We start from the raw sequence: 18,499 nt of genomic DNA on the forward strand, positions 1-18,499 counted from the left end.
AGCGATTGACCTAGCCATTGATCTCGGTCCCTTGTACGGATACGGATGTGGAGGGGTCGTTGAGGCGCATGACCAGCGCGTCCACGTTCCCCGGCTGGTAGTAGCCGCGGCGGAAGCCGATCGCCTCGAAGCCGAAGCGCTCGTAGAGCTTCTGGGCGCGGACGTTGTCGACGCGGCATTCGAGCATCACCTGAGCGCACTCGAAGGCGGTGGCGGCCCGCAGCAGTTCGGTGAGGATCAGCGCGCCGAGGCCGGTGCCCCAGTGTTCGCGGGCGACGGCGATGGTCTGGACGTCGGCGACGTCCCCTGCGGAGGCGAGGCCCCCGTAGCCGACGATCCGCCCGTCCTCGTCCGGGGACTCCGCCACGACATACCGCCGGGTCGCGTGCGGGCCCCGCGCGTGGGCGAGGTCCGACCAGAACATGCCCCGGGACCAGGCGTCCTCGGGGAAGAGGTCCTTCTCCAGCTCCAGTACGGGCTCGATGTCCCACCAGCGCATCTCGCGCAGCACCGCGGTCGTCACTTGGGGGTGACCACCTTGTAGTTCTTGGGCACCTGGGCGTCCGGCCGGCGCAGATACAGCGGCCGGGGCGCCTCCAGTTCCTCGCCCGCCGCGAGTCTTCTCGCGGCCAGCGCCGCGAGGGCGGCCGCGGAGACGTGCTCGGGCGCGCGGGCGTCGGTGAAGGTGTCCGGGTAGAGCAGCGCCCCGGCGCCCACCGCGGGCAGCCCGGCCACCAGCTCCGCGATCTCGGCGGGCCGGTCGACCGCCGGCTCGGTCACTCTCGTCCGCGCGTCCTCGTACCGCGCCCAGTACACCTCCTTGCGCCGGGCGTCGGTCGCCACCACGAACGGTCCCTCGACCGTTCCCTCGGCCCCGGCCGCGTACGCGAGCCCGTCGAGGGTGCACAGTCCGTGGACGGGGACCCCGAGGGCGAGGCCGAAGGTGTCGGCGGTCATGAGGCCGACGCGCAGCCCGGTGTACGGGCCGGGACCGATGCCCACGACGATGCCGGTGACGGCGTCGAGGCGGGTGCCCGCCTCGACGAGGACCCGGTCGACGGCGGGCAGCAGCAGTTCCCCGTGGCGACGCGCGTCCACCTGGCTCGACGCGGCGACGACATCCGTCCCGTCGTGCAGCGCGACGGTGACGGCGGGGGTGGCGGTATCCAGAGCGAGCAAGAGCACGCAAACAGCCTACGGCGCTTCGGGCCGGGACACGGCCGACCCGGTCCACGCCGCCTCTGCTGCTACCGTCACAGCACAGACGTACTTCAAGGGCGTACGTGGGTACGAGAGGTGGGCACAGAAGGTGGCCAGTAGCAGCTCGGGATTCGTGGCCGGGCTCACCGCGGCGGCCATCGCCGCAGTCGGTTTCCTCACCTACCAGGCGTCGGCGAACGTGCCTGACGACCTGGGGAAACCGTCCCCCTCGAAGTCCTCGGCGCTCCCGAAGTCCAAGACCCCCGCCGAGGAGAAGGACACCGCCGAGCTCCTCCCCGACGACTCGGGCACGGGCGAGCGTGTCGTCTACTCCCTCGACGAGGACCGCGTCTGGCTGGTCGGCGGCAACGACAAGGTCGCCCGCACCTTCGAGGTCACCCCCAGCACGGTCGACCCCACCCCCGCCGACTACATCGTCACGTCCCGCTCCGCCGCCGTCACCGGCTCCGACGGCACCCCCATCGAACACGTCGTCCGCTTCGCGACGGTCGACGGCGTGTCCATCGGCTTCAGCGCGGCGGTCGACGGCTCCACCCCCCAGCCCGACCCCACCACCAAAACGGGCGGCATCCGCGAGTCCCGCAAGGACGGCAAGGCGATGTGGGAGTTCGCGGGCATCGGTATGAAGGTGGTCGTGGTCGAATAGGGGGGCGCCTTGTAAGCGCCGAGGGCCTGATCTTTCAGGGGCCCGGGGAACTGCGCGAACAACCCCCACTCACCCGCAGTCGCGAAACGAACGGATCCACCCCACCCAGAGCGCTATGCGGCCTTGGGGCACCGTTCAGCCGCAGGCCGCCGTTCCTCCACCTTCACCGGCGGAGCCACCGGCGGCGTGGACACGGCCTTCGCCGCCACGCCCGCCGCCAACAGGTCCCGCATCGACACCCCAGCCACCCCGGACGGCTGCCGCTCACGTCGCTTCGATGCTGGCATGGACGCCTCCTGGTGCCACCGGCGAACCAAGTTAGGTAGACCTAACCAAGGACTGGTTACCATGTGACCACGCCGAAGACGCCCCACGCAACATTTTGCCGACACCTTGTCGGAACAGACGATCGGGGCGCCGCGCGTCAGGCCGACAACACACCCAGCTCGACGGAGTCCCACCGCTCCCCCAGCCCGGTGACCGTCACGTGCCGCACCTCGTCGGTCGTGTCCCCGACCGCCCGGTGGATGACGACGTTCAGCCGGTCGTCGGTCAGTTCCTCGACCTTCCCCTCGCCCCACTCCACCACGATCACCGATTCGGGCAGCGAGACATCGAGGTCCAGGTCCTCCATCTCGTCCAGCCCGCCGCCCAGGCGATACGCGTCGACGTGGACGAGCGGCGGCCCCGCCGCGAGGGACGGATGCACACGGGCGATGACGAAGGTCGGCGAGGTGACCGCACCCCGCACCCCCAGCCCCTCCCCGAGCCCCCGGGTGAGGGTCGTCTTCCCGGCCCCCAGCTCCCCGTTGAGCATCACGAGATCCCCCGCACAAAGCAGCTCGGCCAGCCGACGGCCCAGCTCCAGCATCTGCTCGGGAGACTTGACGGTGATCTGAAGAGACGACATGGGCTCACCCTGGACGTGCGGTGCTGCTGGCGCTTCCATAACCGCTTACGGTAGCCCCCGCCGGCACGGCCCCCGCGCGCGTGAGCAGGTCGGCGAGCCGGTCCGTCACGACCTCGGGATGCTCCAGCATCACCAGATGCCCCGCGTCCGGGACGAGCACCAGCTCCGCTTCCGGCAGCAGATCGGCGATCGCCTCGCTGTGCTCACTCGGCGTGACGAGGTCCTTGACCCCGGCCAGCACGAGAACTGGCAGCTCGATGAACGTCGCCAGCGCCTCGGTCTTGTCGTGCTCGGTGAACGCCGGATAGAACTCGGCGACCACATCGATCGGCGTGCCCTCGATCATCCGCTCGGCGAACCGCGCGACCGCCGGATCGACGTCCCGGGACGCGAACGAGTACCGCTTGATGATCCCGGTGAACAGATCGGCGGTCGCCCGCCGCCCCCGCTCCACCAGCGAGGCCTGCTGCCCCAGCGCCCTCAGCACACCCGGCAGCACCCGCCGCACCGCGTTGACGCCCGCGACCGGCAGCCCGAAGTTGACCTCGCCGAGCCGCCCCGACGACGTACCGACCAGAGCGACGGCGACGACTCTCTCCCGGATCAGCTCGGGGTAGTGCGCGGCCAGCGCCATGACGGTCATACCGCCCATGGAGTGCCCGACGAGCACGATCGGCCCCCGGGGCGCCGCCGCGTCGATCACGGCCTTCAGGTCGCGCCCGAGCTGGTCGATGGTGAGCGGCAGCTCGTCCTGCACCTGGCCCACCCCGCGCCCGGAGCGGCCGTGGCTGCGCTGGTCCCAGTGCACGGTCCGGACGACACCGCGCAGCGCCGCCCGCTGGAAGTGCCAGGAGTCCTGGTTGAGGCAGTAGCCGTGGCTGAAGACGACGGTGACGGGGGCCGGGGCCTTGCGGCCGAAGAGCCGACGCCTGCGGGGCGAGAGGCCGACCTCGGGCTCGACGTCGTCGACCTCGTAGTACAGCTCGGTGCCGTCGTCGGCGTACGCCTTGCCGGGGGTGCCGCGAAGCGCCCCGTACGGGCCGGTGGAGTCGAGCGCGAGGCGGGCCCTCCTGCGCATGCCGCGCCCGACGGTGAGCCGCTCTATGGCGACGCCGGCGGCCGCGCCCGCCGCGACCACGCCTATCGCCGCCCCCGCGACCCCGGCCCTGCGCCAGGCCCCGTCGCCGGACGCGGCCGTGGCGGCGGCCGCGCTCGCGACGGCCTCCACGGCCTCCGCGCTGCTCTCGCTCACATCCCGCTCCTCTTCGCCGACGTAGGGCCTGCTGCCGATTCCGCTACCCTCCGCACACCAGTACGGAGTTACCAGTCTTGTTTGTCTTTCACTTACTCGTGTTCAGGCACTGCCCGTTCATGCGCTCGTGCTCACGTATCCCGGATCACACACCCGGAATCGCGTACCCGGCATCACACCCCCGGGATCACGCACCGGTGGTCACATACTCATGGGCCGCATGCGCCGTCGCACCCGCCCGCTCACTCACCCGTGTGGACGTAGACGCGCGGAACGCGGGTTCCGATGCGCGTCACGATCTCGTACGCGATGGTTCCGGCCGCCTTCGCCCAGTCCTCCGCGGTCGGCTCGCCCCCGTCACCCGCGCCGAACAGCACGACCTCGTCCCCGGCGGCGGGTTCGTCCCCGCCGAGGTCGACGACGAACTGGTCCATGGCGACCCGGCCCGCGACCGTCCGCCACTTGCCGCCGACCAGGACGGGCCCGGTGCCGGAGGCGTGCCGGGGAATGCCGTCCGCGTAGCCGACGGGCACCAGGCCGAGGGTCGTGTCGCCGGGCGTGACGTAGTGATGGCCGTAGCTGACGCCGTGGCCCCCGGAGACATGCTTGACCAGCGCGAGCGAGGCGCTGAGCCGCATCACCGGGCGCAGCCCGAGGTCGGCGGAGCTGCCGAGTTCCGGGCTGGGCGAGATGCCGTAGACCGCGATTCCGGTGCGTACGAGGTCGAAGTGCGTGTCCGGGCGGGTGAGGGTGGCGGGCGAGTTGGCGATGTGCCGCACCTCGGGGCGGACGCCCTGTGCCTCGGCGTACGCGACCATCTCGCGGAAGCGGGTGAGCTGGGCCTCGATGGACGGGTGCCCCGGCTCGTCGGCGCACGCGAAGTGCGACCAGAGTCCGGTGACGGTGAGGAGCCCCTCGGCCTCCACGCGCAGCGCCTCGGCGACGAGTTCCGGCCAGTCGTCCGGCTGGCAGCCGTTCCGCCCGAGCCCGGTGTCGGCCTTGAGCTGCACGCGCGCGCGTACGCCCACGTCACGGGCGGCGTCGGCGACCTCGCGCAGCGCCCACATCCCGCTGACCGCGACATCCACTTCGGCCTCGACGGCTTCGCGCCAGGGCCCGCCCGGCGCCCACAACCAGCACATGAGCCGCCCCGACAGCCCCGCCGCCCGCAGCGCCAGCGCCTCCTCGGGCGTGGCCGTCCCCAGCCAGGTCGCCCCCGCCTCGACCGCCGCCCGGGCACACCGCACCGCCCCATGGCCGTACGCGTCCGACTTGACCACGGCCATCAGGTCAGCACCCGGCGCCAACGCGCGCAACGTCCGCACATTGGCCCGCAGGGCATCCAGATCGATCTCGGCACGGGCCCGCAGGGGCGCGCTCCGCAGAGGTGCTGTCTCACTCATGTCAGCCCCAGTGTCTCAGAGCCCACGAAGCCCCCTTCCGCGCCCCTTTCGAACGGGCGCAGCCCGACTCAAAAGGGGCGCGGGGAACTGCGCGACAAGCCACGACGAACCCGCAGCCCGCATCGCACAGAACCCCACCGGGATCGGCCGCGGCTCCGGCCATGGGAAGGACGGCCACGAGGGCCGGGACCACGGCGAGAGCCCGGGATGTGGTGCGTCCGCTCGCCCGGAACGTCATTCGTCTGCTCGTCATGTGATCAGCGATACGTGCCGCCCCCGCGCGCACGGGGGTGCCGCGCGTGCGGTCACCCGATATACGCGGGGGAAGTCACCCGATATGAGGGCTCACCGGGCGCCTCACTGTCACGTACAGTCACATACGGCACACGACAGGTCGCGAACGGTACGACACAGGGCATGACACAGGGGTTGGTATGTGCGGAATCGTGGGATACGTCGGCTCGCAGTCCGCGCTCGACGTGGTGCTGGCCGGGCTGAAGCGGCTGGAGTACCGGGGGTACGACTCCGCGGGCGTGGCGGTCCTGGCCGACGGGGGCCTGGCCGCCGCCAAGAAGGCCGGGAAGCTGGTCAACCTGGAGAAGGAGTTGGTCGGCCGCCCGTTGCCGACCGGCTCGACCGGCATCGGCCACACCCGCTGGGCCACCCACGGCGGCCCCACGGACACCAACGCCCACCCCCACCTGGACAACGCGGGCCGGGTGGCCGTCGTCCACAACGGCATCATCGAGAACTTCGCCGCGCTGCGCACCGAACTGGCCGAGCGGGGCCACGCCCTGGCCTCCGAGACGGACACCGAGGTCGTCGCCCATCTCCTCGCCGAGGAGTTCTCCTCGTGCGACGACCTCGCGGAGGCGATGCGGCTGGTGTGCCGCCGGCTGGAGGGCGCGTTCACGCTGGTCGCGGTGCACGCGGACGCGCCGGACGTGGTCGTGGGCGCGCGCCGGAACTCGCCCCTCGTGGTCGGCGTCGGGGAGGGCGAGGCCTTCCTCGCCTCGGACGTGGCCGCGTTCATCGCCCACACGCGCTCGGCGATCGAGCTGGGCCAGGACCAGGTCGTCGAACTGCGCCGCGACGGGGTGACAGTGACGACCTTCGACGGCCGCCCCGCCGACGTCCGCTCCTACCACGTCGACTGGGACGCGTCGGCCGCGGAGAAGGGCGGCTACGACTACTTCATGCTCAAGGAGATCGCCGAGCAGCCCAAGGCGGTCGCGGACACGCTCCTCGGCCGTATCGACGCGGCGGGTTCACTCACCCTGGACGAGGTCCGGATCTCCGCGTCGACGCTGCGCGAGCTGAACAAGGTGGTCATCGTCGCGTGCGGTACGGCGTTCCACGCGGGCCTCATCGCCAAGTACGCCATCGAGCACTGGACCCGTATCCCGTGCGAGGTCGAGCTGGCGAGCGAGTTCCGCTACCGGGACCCGATCCTCGACCCGCACACGCTGGTCATCGCCATCTCCCAGTCCGGCGAGACCATGGACACCCTGATGGCCCTGCGCCACGCCCGCGAACAGGGCGCCCGCGTCCTCGCCATCTGCAACACCAACGGCTCGACGATCCCCCGTGAGTCCGACGCGGTCCTGTACACCCACGCGGGCCCGGAGGTGGCGGTCGCCTCGACGAAGGCGTTCCTGACGCAGCTGGTGGCCTGCTACCTGGTGGCCCTCTATCTCGGCCAGGTGCGCGGCACCAAGTGGGGCGACGAGATCCGGGCCGTGATCCGCGACCTCTCCCGGATCTCCTGCGAGGTGGAGCGGGTCCTCGAAACGATGGAGCCGGTACGGGAGTTGGCACGCACCCTCGCCACCAAGAACACGGTGCTGTTCCTCGGCCGCCACGTGGGCTACCCGGTGGCGCTGGAAGGCGCCCTGAAGCTCAAGGAGTTGGCGTACATGCACGCCGAGGGCTTCGCGGCGGGCGAGCTGAAGCACGGCCCGATCGCCCTGATCGAGGAGGACCTCCCCGTCGTCGTCGTGGTCCCCTCCCCCGCGGGCCGCTCCCTCCTCCACGACAAGATCGTCTCCAACATCCAGGAGATCCGCGCGCGGGGCGCCCGCACGATCGTCATCGCGGAGGAGGGCGACGAGGCGGTGGTCCCCTACGCCGACCATCTGATCCGCATCCCGGCGACCCCGACGCTGCTGCAGCCGCTGGTCGCCACGGTCCCCCTCCAGGTCTTCGCCTGCGAACTGGCCACGGCCCGGGGGAACGAGGTGGACCAGCCGCGGAACCTGGCGAAGTCGGTGACGGTGGAGTGAGTCGGTGGCTTGCCGGGCCGGGGGCGGGACTCCGCTCGGCGAGGTCACCGTAGGCTGCGGATCATGCCCATCATCGGAGTCGGCATCGACGTCGCCGAGATCGACCGTTTCCGCGCCTCCCTGGACCGTACGCCCAGCATGGCCGATCGCCTCTTCCTCCCCAGCGAACTCCTCCTCCCCAGCGGCGAACGCCGGGGCATCGCCTCCCTCGCGGCCCGCTTCGCCGCGAAGGAGGCTCTCGCGAAGGCCCTCGGCGCCCCCAGCGGCCTCCGCTGGACCGACGCCGAGGTCTACGTCGAACCCTCCGGCCAACCCCGCCTCCGAGTAACCGGCACGGTCGCGTCCCGCGCCGCCGAACTGGGCGTCAAGTCCTGGCACATCTCTTTGAGCCACGACGCGGGGGTGGCTTCGGCGGTGGTGGTGGCGGAGGGCTGAGGGCGGGCGCCCATCAGCTCGGGGGTGCCGGTCGTCGCGCGACTGCGGGCACGCTGTGGCTGGTCGCGCAGTTCCCCTGTCCTAGGGCCCTCGTGCCGCTGGGGCGGCGCCCATCCCAAAGAGAGCGGCACCCGGCGAGCGCCGGTGAGCGAAACCGACCCCCGCCCAGCGACAGCCGAGGGCGCCCAACACCCCAGGCCCAACTGCACCCCACCCCCTCCGCAAGGCAGACTCATCCCCATGCGCTCAGCCCACCGTGTAGAAACCGTCCGCACAGCCGAACGCACCCTCATGGCGCGACTCCCCGACGGCGCCCTGATGCAACGCGCCGCCGCCGGCCTCGCCGCCACCTGCGCGGACGCGCTGGCCCGGGTCTACGGCAGCCGCATCGTCCTCCTCACCGGCAGCGGCGACAACGGCGGCGACACCCTCTACGCCGGCGCCCGCCTGGCCAAACGCGGCGCGGGAGTGACCGCCGTCCTCCTCACCCCCGACCGCACCCACCCGGAAGCCCTCAAGGCCCTCCTCCACGCAGGCGGCACCACAGCGACCCCCCAGACCGCCGCCGACCTCATCCACCACGCCGACCTCGTCCTCGACGGCATCGTCGGCATCGGCGGCAAGGGCGGCCTCCGCCCCGAAGCCGCCCACCTCGCCGACCTCGTGGCCGCCTCCCCCGCCACGGTCATCGCCGTGGACCTCCCGAGCGGCATCGAAGCGGACACCGGCGAGGTGCACGGCGCAGCCGTCCGCGCCGACCTCACCGTCACCTTCGGCACCCACAAACCGGGCCTGCTCATCGACCCGGCCCGCGAGTACGCCGGCCCGGTCCGCCTCATCGACATCGGCCTGGCCGACACCCTCCCGGCCACCCCCGTCCTGGAGTCGCTCCAGCACGCGGACGTGGCGGCCCTGCTCCCGCACCCGTCCCAGGAGAGCGACAAGTACCGCCGGGGAGTCGTAGGGATCGCGGCGGGCTCGACCCGCTACCCGGGCGCGGCGGTCCTGGCGGTCGCGGGCGCCCTGCGCGCCGGCGCGGGCGCCGTCCGCTACGTGGGCCCGGCCGCCGACGCGGTCCTCGCCCGCTTCCCGGAGACCCTGATCTCGGACAGCGGCCCGAAGAAGGCGGGACGGGTCCAGGCCTGGGTCACGGGCCCCGGCGCGGGCGACGACGCGGCCCCGGTCGCCGAGGCCCTCGCCACGGACGTCCCCGTCCTGCTCGACGCCGACGGCCTCCGCCTCGCCGACCGCGAAACGGTCCGCACCCGCACGGCCCCCACCCTGATGACCCCTCACGCCGGAGAAGCGGCGGCCCTCCTGGGCGTCTCCCGCGAGGAGGTCGAATCCGCCCGCCTCACCGCCGTACGCGACCTGGCCCGCGCCTACAACGCCACGGTCCTCCTCAAGGGCTCCACGACCCTCGTCGCCGCGCCGACACCGGACACCCCGGTCCGCGTCAACCCCACCGGCACCCCCTGGCTCGCCACCGCCGGCAGCGGCGACGTCCTCTCCGGCCTCACCGGCTCCCTCCTGGCCGCCGGCCTCTCCCCCCTGGACGCGGCGAGCGTGGCGGCGTACGTCCACGGCCTGGCGGGGCGGTTCGCGGCCGAAGGAGCCCCGGCGGGGGCTCACGACGTCGCGGAGGCGATTCCGAGGGCCTGGCGGGACATCACGGCCTGACGGGGCGCCTCACACCATCACCGCGGTGATCAGGCAGGCCAGGAACCCGCCGAGGCAGAGGATCTCGGCGTCCTCGGACTGGCCGAGGAATCCTCGGTCCGTCGTGGACAAATCCCCAGGCCGTACGCCTGTGCAGCGGCTTCGGCTCGGTGACGTCCGACACCGACGACCGCAAGAAGGCCAGCGTCTACTACAAGGACCTGCTGATCTGAGGGCGCCCCCTCACTCCCCCTCCTCGATCCGGTCGATCGCCTCCCGCACCATCCCCAGGTACTCGACCTCCTCACACCGCGGCTTGCTCCCCATCCGGTACATGTCCATCGCGTCGTCGAGGCACTCGCCCAGATCCTCGTCCGGCATATCCGCCGACAGCTCACTGCACACCCGCCCGGCGAACTCCGCGTCACCGCGCGTAGACCCCCGTCGTAGCGCGTCCCGTAAGCGCGCACCCACGCCAAAAGCCACCCCGACCCCCATTTCCCCCTGGTCAGCCGGAAGGCGGCTCCCTCCCGACTGCCGGGACGCTAGCCCTTCCCCCACCCGAGGTCCATACCTTCGCCACAGTTCACGCACAGCGAAGGAAAAACCTCTACCGTGCCCCCGAGCGTGACGGACCCCACCCCGCCACCCGTTCGAACTCCGTTAACAATGGACTGTGATCTCACCGGTCTCCTCGTTGCCGCGGAGCGCCCACCGGCCCAGGCCGGAGGCGACTCCCTACGTCGACCTCACCCGTACCGAGTGGAGCGCGCTGCGCGAAAAGACGCCGCTGCCACTGAACGCCGAGGAGGTCGAGAAGCTGCGCGGTCTGGGCGATGTCATCGACCTCGACGAGGTACGGGACATCTATCTGCCGCTGTCCCGGCTCCTCAACCTCTACATCGGCGCCACCGACGGCCTGCGCGGCGCCCTGAACACCTTCCTGGGCGAACAGGGCTCCCAGTCCGGCACCCCGTTCGTCATCGGCGTCGCCGGCTCCGTCGCCGTCGGCAAGTCCACCGTCGCCCGTCTCCTCCAGGCCCTCCTCGCCCGCTGGCCCGAGCACCCGCGCGTGGAACTGGTCACCACCGACGGCTTCCTGCTCCCCATGAAGGACCTCCGGGAACGCGGCCTGGTCTCCCGCAAGGGCTTCCCCGAGTCCTACGACCGCCGGGCCCTGACCCGTTTCGTCGCCGACATCAAGGCCGGCAAGGACGAGGTGACGGCCCCCGTCTACTCCCACCTCATCTACGACATCGTCCCCGACCAACGGCTCACGGTCCGCCGCCCCGACATCCTCATCGTCGAGGGCCTCAACGTCCTCCAGCCCGCCCTCCCCGGCAGCGACGGCCGCACCCGCGTGGGTCTCGCCGACTACTTCGACTTCAGCGTGTACGTCGACGCCGGCGCCGACGACATCGAGCGCTGGTACCTGAACCGCTTCAAGAAGCTCCGCCAGACCGCCTTCCAGAAGCCCGACTCGTACTTCCGCAAGTACACCCAGGTCTCCGAGGACGAGGCCCTCGACTACGCCCGCACCCTCTGGCACACCATCAACAAGCCCAACCTCGTGGAGAACATCGCCCCCACCCGCGGCCGCGCCACCCTCATCATCCGCAAGGGCGCGGACCACAAGGTACGCCGCCTCAGCCTGCGCAAGCTGTAAGCCCGTGGAAGCCGTAGGCCAGCGCAGGCTGTAAGCCCGTAACAGAGCCCGGCTACCCTGCGAGCATGCTGCATCTGCGTCTGATCACCCCGGCCGACAAGACGGACGAGGTCGCGCTCCTGATCGAGAAAACGGTCGGCACCACGCATCTCGTCGTCGTACCGGGCGCCGCCCGCAACCCCGCCGGGGACGTCGTGATGTGCGACGTCGCACGCGAAGCGGGCGACGAACTGATCGCCGCGCTCAGGGAGTTGGACCTCGACAGGACCGGCTCCATCGCCGTCGAGAACATCGACCTGTCGCTCTCCGAGCGCGCCGACAAGGCCGAGAAGGACGCGCCGGGCGAGGGCGCGGACGCCGTCCTGTGGGAGCACCTCACGGACGCGACCCACGAGGAGTCGACGCTCTCCATCACCTACGTCGCCTTCCTCACCCTCGCCACGATGATCGCGGCCTGTGGTGTGGTCCTCGACAACGCGATCCTGATCGTCGGCGCGATGGCGGTCGGCCCGGAGTTCGGCCCCCTGGCCGGCTTCAGCACGGCCCTCGTCCAACGCCACCCGCGCCTGGCGCTCCGCTCCCTCATCGCCCTGATCGTGGGCTTCGCGGTGGCCATGGCCGCGACGGTCGGCTTCAGCCTCTTCATGGACGCGCTCAACCTGTTCAGCAGGGAACAACTGGACGCCGACCGCCCCAACACGGCCTTCGTCTACGCCCCCGACGCCTTCTCCTTCGTCGTGGCCGTCCTGGCCGGCATCGCGGGCACCCTCTCCCTGACCTCGGCCAAGTCAGGCGCCCTGGTAGGCGTGGCCATCTCGGTCACCACGGTCCCGGCGGCCGCCAACGCGGCAGTGGCCCTGAGCTACGGCGACACGAAGCAGACGGTGGGCTCCACAGAGCAACTGCTCCTGAACCTCCTGGGCATCGTCCTGGCCGGCACCCTCACCCTGCTCTTCCAGAAGTGGCTGTGGTCCAAGCCCCGTTAAGAGCCCCGGGGCCCCGCGCCCCGTCAGGGGCGCGGGGAACTGCGCGACAAGCCACAACGAACCGGCAGCCCGCAACGCACAGTTCCCCCACCCCGAACCCGGAGAATCAGCCCAACGCAGACTTCACAACATCAGCAAGCCGCCCAGCCACAGCCCGCGCCTGCTCGATATCCGCAGCCTCGACCATCACCCGAACCAACGGCTCGGTCCCGGACGGCCGCAACAACACCCGCCCCGTAGACCCGAGTTCCCCCTCCGCCTCAGCCACCGCCGCCGCCAGCTCCACGGATGTCCCCACCCGCGACCGATCCACATCCGGCACATTGATGAGCACCTGCGGCAGCCGCTCCATCACACCGGCGAGGTCCTTGAGCGTACGCCCGGTCTGTGCGACCCGAGCCGCCAGCAGCAGCCCTGTCAGCGTCCCGTCCCCGGTCGTCGCGTGGTCGGAGATGATCACATGCCCGGACTGCTCGCCCCCGAGGGCGTACCCGTGCTCCTTCATCTCCTCCAGCACATACCGGTCCCCGACCCCGGTCTGCACCAGCTTCAGCCCCTCCCGCTCCAACGCCAGCTTGAAGCCGAGGTTGGACATCACGGTCGCGACCACGGTGTCCGACCGGAGCACCCCCCGCTCCCGCATGGCCAGGGCGAGTACGGCCAGGATCTGGTCCCCGTCGACCTCGTTGCCCTCGTGGTCCACGGCGAGGCACCGGTCCGCGTCCCCGTCGTGCGCGATACCGAGGTGCGCCCCGTGCTCCACGACGGCGGCGCGCAGCTTCCCGAGGTGCGTGGACCCGCACCCGTCGTTGATGTTGAGCCCGTTCGGCTCGGTTCCGATGGTGACGATCTCGGCACCGGCGCGCGTGAACACCTCCGGCGAGACCCCGGCGGCCGCGCCGTGCGCCTCGTCGAGGACGACCTTCAGCCCGTCGAGCCGGTTGGGCAGCACGGAGAGCAGATGAGCGACGTACCGCTCGAAGCCCTCGTCGTACGACCGGACGCGCCCGACACCCGCGCCCGTCGGCCGGTCCCAGGGAGCCCCCGTCCGGTGCTCCTCGTACACGCCTTCGATCCGGTCCTCCAGCTCGTCGGCGAGCTTGTGGCCGCCGCGGGCGAAGAACTTGATCCCGTTGTCGGGCATGGCGTTGTGGCTGGCGGAGAGCATCACGCCGAGGTCGGCGCCCAGCTCGCCGGTGAGGAACGCCACCGCGGGGGTGGGCAGCACACCGACGCGCAGCACGTCGACGCCCGCGCTGGCGAGGCCGGCCACGACGGCCGCCTCCAGGAACTCCCCGGACGCTCGCGGATCCCGCCCGACCACCGCCACCGGCTTGTGGCCCTCGAACGTTCCCGACTCGGCGAGTACATGTGCCGCCGCGACGGAGAGTCCGAGCGCGAGCTCGGCCGTCAGATCCGCGTTGGCGACACCGCGCACGCCGTCCGTGCCGAAGAGTCGTCCCACTGTGGTGTCCTCCGAATTGCTGAGAATGTGCGGCTCGTACCAGATGGTCCCGTACCGGGTGGTCCCCTACCCGGTGTCCCCGAGTGTCCCGGTACTCCCCGGACCAAGTACATCCCCTGAGACTGTCCTCCCCCTTTCGGGGTTGTACCGACAGTCTGTGTATAAGCCTGTGATAAGCGATCAACCCTGCTACGCAAACCGCCCCGGCGGCACGGGTACGTGCCGCCGGGGCGATGCGCGTGATACGGCGCAAGCGGGATTTAGCGCTTGCTGTACTGCGGAGCCTTACGGGCCTTCTTCAGACCGGCCTTCTTGCGCTCGACCGCACGGTCGTCGCGCTTGAGGAAGCCGGCCTTCTTGAGGGCGCCGCGGTTGTTGTCGACGTCGGCCTCGTTCAGCGCACGGGCGACACCGAGACGGAGCGCACCGGCCTGACCGGAGACACCGCCACCGGCGATACGGGCGATGACGTCGTAGCGACCCTCGAGCTCAAGAACCTTGAAAGGCTCGTTGACCTCCTGCTGGTGCACCTTGTTCGGGAAGTAGTCCTCGAGCGTACGCCCGTTGATCTTCCACTTGCCGGAGCCCGGCACGATGCGCACACGCGCGATGGCGTTCTTGCGACGGCCCAGGCCGGCGGCCGGCTGGGGGTCGCCGAAGCGGCCGGCAAGGTCCCCCGAGGTCTCAGTGGTGTACTCACCCTCGACGGGGACCTCGGACTCGGTGGTGTAGCTGTCAATGTCGACAAGCTCGGTCTCGGTCTCTTCGACCGGCTGCTCGACGGTGGTCTCGGCCACGATTCTCCTCAGATTTCTTCAGGCTTGGGGGTGTGGCCGGACTTACTGCGCGACCTGGGTGATCTCGAACGGCACCGGCTGCTGGGCGGCGTGCGGGTGCTGGTCGCCCGAGTAGACCTTCAGCTTGGAGAGCATCTGACGGCCGAGGGTGTTCTTGGGGAGCATGCCCTTGACGGCCTTCTCGACGGCCTTCTCGGGGTTCTTCTCCAGCAGCTCGTCGTAACGGACGGAGCGCAGACCACCCGGGTAGCCGGAGTGGCGGTAGGCCATCTTCTGGGTCCGCTTGTTGCCGGACAGGTGGACCTTGTCCGCGTTGATGATGATGACGAAGTCACCAGTGTCGACGTGGGGGGCGTAGATCGGCTTGTGCTTGCCGCGCAGAAGGGTGGCAGCGGTGGTCGCCAGACGACCCAGGACGATGTCCTGGGCGTCGATGACGTGCCACTGGCGAGTGATGTCGCCGGGCTTGGGGCTGTACGTACGCACGGTTCGTAGCCTTCGCTTCTTCAGTGAGGTTCCTGACAGGTCACCGAAGACGATCACGACAGCCCTTGCCGCACTGCGGTGACGCATACCGCGTGCTGGCTCGCTGGTCATCGGCCCGGTGGACCGGTGTAAGGGCCCCCCACGTGAGAATGAGGCAAGCCAATACACATAACGAACACGCAGTTTAGCCGGGCGCCCCCGGACGGGTCAAAACGGCCCCGGGCCGGGGCCGCGACACCCCTTGATCCACTTCGCCCATGGGTTCGATACGATCCGGCCTCACGCGCCGCGAGGTGCGTGAGTCGGACAAGCAACCTGCAAAAAAACGGGGTTCCACACATGAAGTTCCGCAAGAGCATGGCCGCCTCGATCGTGGCGGCCGGTGTCGCGCTGACGCTGGGCACCGCCGGGACGGCGTCCGCGTCGAGTCACTACTCGGTGCCCGGCGGCCAGGTGAAGTTCACGTCCAAGGGCGAGATCCTCAAGATCTGGGACACCAAGGCGGGCACGACCGGTCTCCTCGTCATCGTCGACGACCTGTCCGCGAAGAACCCGACGATGGACACGTGCAACGTCAAGGGCAAGGGCAAGACCAAGACCTGCGACATGAAGTTCACGAACGGGCACAAGCTCCAGATCGACGTCTTCTCGTACAAGAAGCTGAGCGACCACAGCACGCGCAAGCTCGTCGCCAGCTGGAAGGACAAGGCGTAACCCATAACTGAGTAAGGCCTCCCCTCGCCCGTCTAAACTGCGGCCCATGAGCTTTGGGCAGGGGGGGTCTCAGTGGAGCCCCGGGGGTTCTCACAATCCGTGGGACAATCAGTGGAATTCCACCAGTAACCAGACCCCGGACTGGGCGTCACTCGCCGAGCAGTCCGAAATACGCAACAGACGCCGCAGACTCCTGATGATCGTCGGCGGCGCCCTCGCCACGGTCGGCATAGGCGTGGCCGTGGCCGTCGCCGTCGTCAACGCCGACAGCGGCACCACCACGGCGAACGGCCCGAACGACCTGCCGGCCACCGCGGACATCCCGAGCGCCAGCGCCAAGACGGACCCGTCGTTCGCCCCTACCTCGGCCCCGCCCCCGCTGGACCCGAAGGACTTCATCTCCAGCTCGGGCAAGGACAAGGCCCCGATCAGCCCGGACATCCTCTTCCCGGGCTCCCAGCTGACCGAGAAGGACAACGTCTACCTCAAGGGCCCCACAGCCTCGACGACAGACTGCGCCTCGGCCGTCCAGGGCACCCTCGACAAGCTCCTGACCAGCAACGGCTGCACCCGTTTCATGCGCGTCACGTACTACAAGGACAAGATCGCGGTGACGGTCGGCGTCGCCCTCTTCGACACCGAGGCCAAGGCCACCAAGGTCAAGACCGACTGGGACAAGAAGAGCACCATCGTCTCGCTCTCCGGCGACGGCGTCCCGACGTTCTGCCGTACGACGTTCTGCCGCACGACCGCCAACTCCTACGGCCGCTACGCCTACTTCACCCTCACCGGCTTCACCAACGGCAAGGACATGACGGAGAAGGACAAGGCCGCCTTCGCCGCCGGCGACGACCTCAGCAAGTCCACCTTCGACCAGATCCGCCGCCGGGGCGAGACCCAGGCGGCCGCCGCGGCCAACGAGCAGTAACCCGCGTCCGACCGCCCGGGGTCAGCAGCAACCGCCCCCGGGCACACTCGGCAGGGTCCGCCGGTTCCGCGCCTCCTTGTTCCGCGCGGCCAGCAGCTCGTCGGCCGGATACCCGACCTCCTCCAGGGTCAGCCCGTGCGGCCGTACGACATGCACGGCGGAGTCCCGCACCCCGGCGGCCAGCACCTTCCCGGGCCAGTCGGCCCCCCGGTGCCCGTCCCCCACGAAGAGCAGCGCCCCGATCAGCGACCGCACCATGTTGTGGCAGAAGGCATCGGCCCGCACGGTCGCGGTGACGACCCCGTCGTCCCCCCGCACCAGGCTCAGCTCCTGCAGCGTACGAATGGTGGTCGCCCCCTCCCGCCGCTTGCAGTAGGCGGCGAAGTCGTGCTCCCCCAGCAGCCCCCGCGCGGCCTCATTCATGGCGTCCACGTCGAGCGGCCAGTCGTGCCACAGCACGTGATTGCGCAACAACGGATCGACACCGCCGGGATTGTCGGTGACGCGGTACGCGTACCGCCGCCAGACGGCCGAGAACCGGGCGTTGAAGCCACTCGGCGCCTCCCTCAGTGCCCACACCCGCACATCCCTCGGCAACCGCCCGGCGAGCCGCTTGAGCAGCTTCTCGTGGTGCTCACGCCAGACCGCCTCCGGCAGATCCACATGGGCCACCTGCCCCCGGGCATGCACCCCGGCATCGGTCCGCCCGGCCACGGTCAGCTCATACGTCTCCCTCGACCGCGTCACGGTCCGCAGAGCGTCCTCGATCTCCCCCTGCACGGTCCGCCGCCCCCCGGCCTGCTTGGCCCACCCGGAGAACTCGCTCCCGTCGTACGAAAGATCCAACCGCACCCGCACGAACCCGACCTGTACTTCGTCACTCACCCCAGAATCCTCTCAGGTACAAAAAAGCGGACCCGCTCCATACAGGAACGGGCCCACTCAAACGCGCCCCCCAAGGGGCGCGGGGAACTGCGCGAACAACCACGACGAAGCCGCGGCCGCCAACGAACAGCCCCCCGCAGAACGCTTACGCGTCCTTGGACTCCTCGGCAGCTTCCTCGGCCGGAGCCTCGTCAGCCTTGGTGGTGTCGACCTTGGTCTCGGCGACCTCGGCGTCCTTGGCGGCACGCTTGGTGGCCGCCTCGGCCTCACCCGTGGCCTCCTGCGCGACCGTCAGCGCCTCGACCAGCTCGATGACAGCCATGGGCGCGTTGTCGCCACGACGGTTACCGATCTTGGTGATACGGGTGTAGCCACCCGGACGGTTCTCGTACCGCGGGCCGATCTCGGTGAAGAGCGTGTGGACGACGCTCTTGTCCGTGATGACCTGGAGCACCTGGCGGCGGTTGTGAAGGTCGCCCTTCTTCGCCTTGGTGACCAGACGCTCGGCGTACGGCCGCAGACGGCGGGCCTTCGCCTCGGTGGTGGTGATACGACCGTGCTCGAAAAGGCTCTTCGCGAGGTTCGCGAGCAGCAGCTTCTCGTGCGCGGCACTGCCGCCCAGACGGGCACCCTTGGTGGGCTTCGGCATTTCTTTCTCCTTGGTATCTGCCCCGGCCGTATGAGGTACCGAGGTCAGGACCCGATGAGCGGGCGCTCATCGGCAACAACCAGCCCCTCCCGCGAGAGAGGGACGGGACCGCGCC

Annotated in this window: 20 protein-coding genes; 8 read left to right on the forward strand and 12 right to left on the reverse strand. The window is 70.2% G+C overall.

From position 1 onward, the window contains the following. Positions 1-10 precede the first annotated feature (10 nt). Positions 11-523 carry a ribosomal protein S18-alanine N-acetyltransferase gene (gene rimI / locus JIX56_RS17015; protein ID WP_257541626.1) on the reverse strand — a complete coding sequence of 171 codons (513 nt, stop codon included), beginning with the start codon at positions 521-523 and terminating at the stop codon, positions 11-13. Further along, a complete protein-coding gene (gene tsaB, locus JIX56_RS17020; protein ID WP_257541628.1) occupies positions 520-1,185 on the reverse strand; it encodes a tRNA (adenosine(37)-N6)-threonylcarbamoyltransferase complex dimerization subunit type 1 TsaB in 666 nt (221 codons plus the stop codon). Before tsaB ends, rimI begins: the two co-directional genes overlap by 4 nt. Positions 1,186-1,309: 124 nt before the next feature. Here tsaB and JIX56_RS17025 point away from each other — a divergent pair, with 124 nt between their 5' ends. Continuing rightward, positions 1,310-1,867, forward strand: coding sequence for a hypothetical protein (locus JIX56_RS17025; protein ID WP_257541630.1), 558 nt, complete (start codon positions 1,310-1,312; stop codon positions 1,865-1,867). A gap of 113 nt (positions 1,868-1,980) precedes the next feature. Here the strand turns inward: JIX56_RS17025 and JIX56_RS17030 are convergent, their stop codons facing one another. The 4 genes from JIX56_RS17030 to alr form a co-directional block, all read right to left on the reverse strand. After that, positions 1,981-2,154: a hypothetical protein gene (locus JIX56_RS17030; protein WP_257541632.1), complete on the reverse strand. Its 174-nt coding sequence runs from the start codon at positions 2,152-2,154 to the stop codon at positions 1,981-1,983. Positions 2,155-2,291: 137 nt separating this feature from the next. Then, on the reverse strand, positions 2,292-2,816 hold the full coding sequence (tsaE, locus tag JIX56_RS17035) for a tRNA (adenosine(37)-N6)-threonylcarbamoyltransferase complex ATPase subunit type 1 TsaE (protein WP_257541634.1): 525 nt from the start codon (positions 2,814-2,816) through the stop codon (positions 2,292-2,294). Continuing rightward, a complete protein-coding gene (locus JIX56_RS17040) occupies positions 2,782-4,029 on the reverse strand; it encodes an alpha/beta fold hydrolase (protein WP_257541636.1) in 1,248 nt (415 codons plus the stop codon). Before JIX56_RS17040 ends, tsaE begins: the two co-directional genes overlap by 35 nt. 242 nt (positions 4,030-4,271) lie before the next feature. Beyond that, complete coding sequence (gene alr, locus JIX56_RS17045; RefSeq protein WP_257541638.1) at positions 4,272-5,432, reverse strand: alanine racemase; 1,161 nt, start codon at positions 5,430-5,432, stop codon at positions 4,272-4,274. Between the two features lie 434 nt (positions 5,433-5,866). Here alr and glmS point away from each other — a divergent pair, with 434 nt between their 5' ends. From glmS to JIX56_RS17060, 3 genes are all read left to right on the forward strand, one after another. Then, the gene (gene glmS, locus JIX56_RS17050) at positions 5,867-7,714 is read left to right on the forward strand and encodes a glutamine--fructose-6-phosphate transaminase (isomerizing) (RefSeq protein ID WP_257541640.1); all 1,848 of its coding nucleotides are present in this window, start codon (positions 5,867-5,869) and stop codon (positions 7,712-7,714) included. A gap of 63 nt (positions 7,715-7,777) precedes the next feature. Further along, positions 7,778-8,149 (forward strand): holo-ACP synthase, encoded by a 372-nt coding sequence (locus JIX56_RS17055; protein ID WP_257541642.1) that lies wholly within the window; start codon positions 7,778-7,780, stop codon positions 8,147-8,149. A gap of 240 nt (positions 8,150-8,389) precedes the next feature. Next, positions 8,390-9,829: an NAD(P)H-hydrate dehydratase gene (locus tag JIX56_RS17060; protein WP_257541644.1), complete on the forward strand. Its 1,440-nt coding sequence runs from the start codon at positions 8,390-8,392 to the stop codon at positions 9,827-9,829. 222 nt (positions 9,830-10,051) lie between these two features. Here JIX56_RS17060 and JIX56_RS17065 read toward each other — a convergent pair whose 3' ends face one another. After that, positions 10,052-10,306, reverse strand: coding sequence for a hypothetical protein (locus tag JIX56_RS17065; protein ID WP_443031832.1), 255 nt, complete (start codon positions 10,304-10,306; stop codon positions 10,052-10,054). 178 nt (positions 10,307-10,484) lie between these two features. Between JIX56_RS17065 and coaA the strand changes: the two genes are divergently transcribed. Both coaA and JIX56_RS17075 read left to right on the forward strand, forming a co-directional pair. Then, positions 10,485-11,474, forward strand: coding sequence for a type I pantothenate kinase (gene coaA / locus JIX56_RS17070; RefSeq protein ID WP_257541647.1), 990 nt, complete (start codon positions 10,485-10,487; stop codon positions 11,472-11,474). A 65-nt stretch (positions 11,475-11,539) separates the two neighbouring features. Then, positions 11,540-12,460 (forward strand): DUF389 domain-containing protein, encoded by a 921-nt coding sequence (locus JIX56_RS17075; RefSeq protein WP_257541649.1) that lies wholly within the window; start codon positions 11,540-11,542, stop codon positions 12,458-12,460. Between the two features lie 106 nt (positions 12,461-12,566). Here the strand turns inward: JIX56_RS17075 and glmM are convergent, their stop codons facing one another. The 3 genes from glmM to rplM all read right to left on the reverse strand — a co-directional run bounded on the left by glmM (position 12,567) and on the right by rplM (position 15,208). Further along, on the reverse strand, positions 12,567-13,925 hold the full coding sequence (gene glmM, locus JIX56_RS17080; protein WP_257541651.1) for a phosphoglucosamine mutase: 1,359 nt from the start codon (positions 13,923-13,925) through the stop codon (positions 12,567-12,569). Between the two features lie 260 nt (positions 13,926-14,185). Beyond that, entirely contained in the window at positions 14,186-14,722 is a 537-nt protein-coding gene (gene rpsI, locus JIX56_RS17085; protein ID WP_257541653.1) for a 30S ribosomal protein S9, read from the reverse strand. Between the two features lie 42 nt (positions 14,723-14,764). Then, the gene (gene rplM / locus JIX56_RS17090; protein ID WP_257541655.1) at positions 14,765-15,208 is read right to left on the reverse strand and encodes a 50S ribosomal protein L13; all 444 of its coding nucleotides are present in this window, start codon (positions 15,206-15,208) and stop codon (positions 14,765-14,767) included. 339 nt (positions 15,209-15,547) lie between these two features. Here rplM and JIX56_RS17095 point away from each other — a divergent pair, with 339 nt between their 5' ends. Further along, positions 15,548-15,922, forward strand: coding sequence for a hypothetical protein (locus JIX56_RS17095; protein ID WP_257541657.1), 375 nt, complete (start codon positions 15,548-15,550; stop codon positions 15,920-15,922). A gap of 46 nt (positions 15,923-15,968) precedes the next feature. Then, positions 15,969-16,850, forward strand: coding sequence for a hypothetical protein (locus JIX56_RS17100; protein WP_443031833.1), 882 nt, complete (start codon positions 15,969-15,971; stop codon positions 16,848-16,850). A gap of 21 nt (positions 16,851-16,871) precedes the next feature. Here JIX56_RS17100 and truA read toward each other — a convergent pair whose 3' ends face one another. Together truA and rplQ are read right to left on the reverse strand one after the other, a co-directional pair. Beyond that, a complete protein-coding gene (truA, locus tag JIX56_RS17105) occupies positions 16,872-17,735 on the reverse strand; it encodes a tRNA pseudouridine(38-40) synthase TruA (protein ID WP_257541661.1) in 864 nt (287 codons plus the stop codon). A gap of 145 nt (positions 17,736-17,880) precedes the next feature. Next, positions 17,881-18,384, reverse strand: coding sequence for a 50S ribosomal protein L17 (gene rplQ, locus JIX56_RS17110; protein ID WP_257541663.1), 504 nt, complete (start codon positions 18,382-18,384; stop codon positions 17,881-17,883). Between the last annotated feature and the right edge of the window lie 115 nt (positions 18,385-18,499).

It is taken from the genome of Streptomyces sp. CA-210063, assembly GCF_024612015.1.
In the GTDB taxonomy this organism is placed as follows: Bacteria; Actinomycetota; Actinomycetes; order Streptomycetales; family Streptomycetaceae; genus Streptomyces.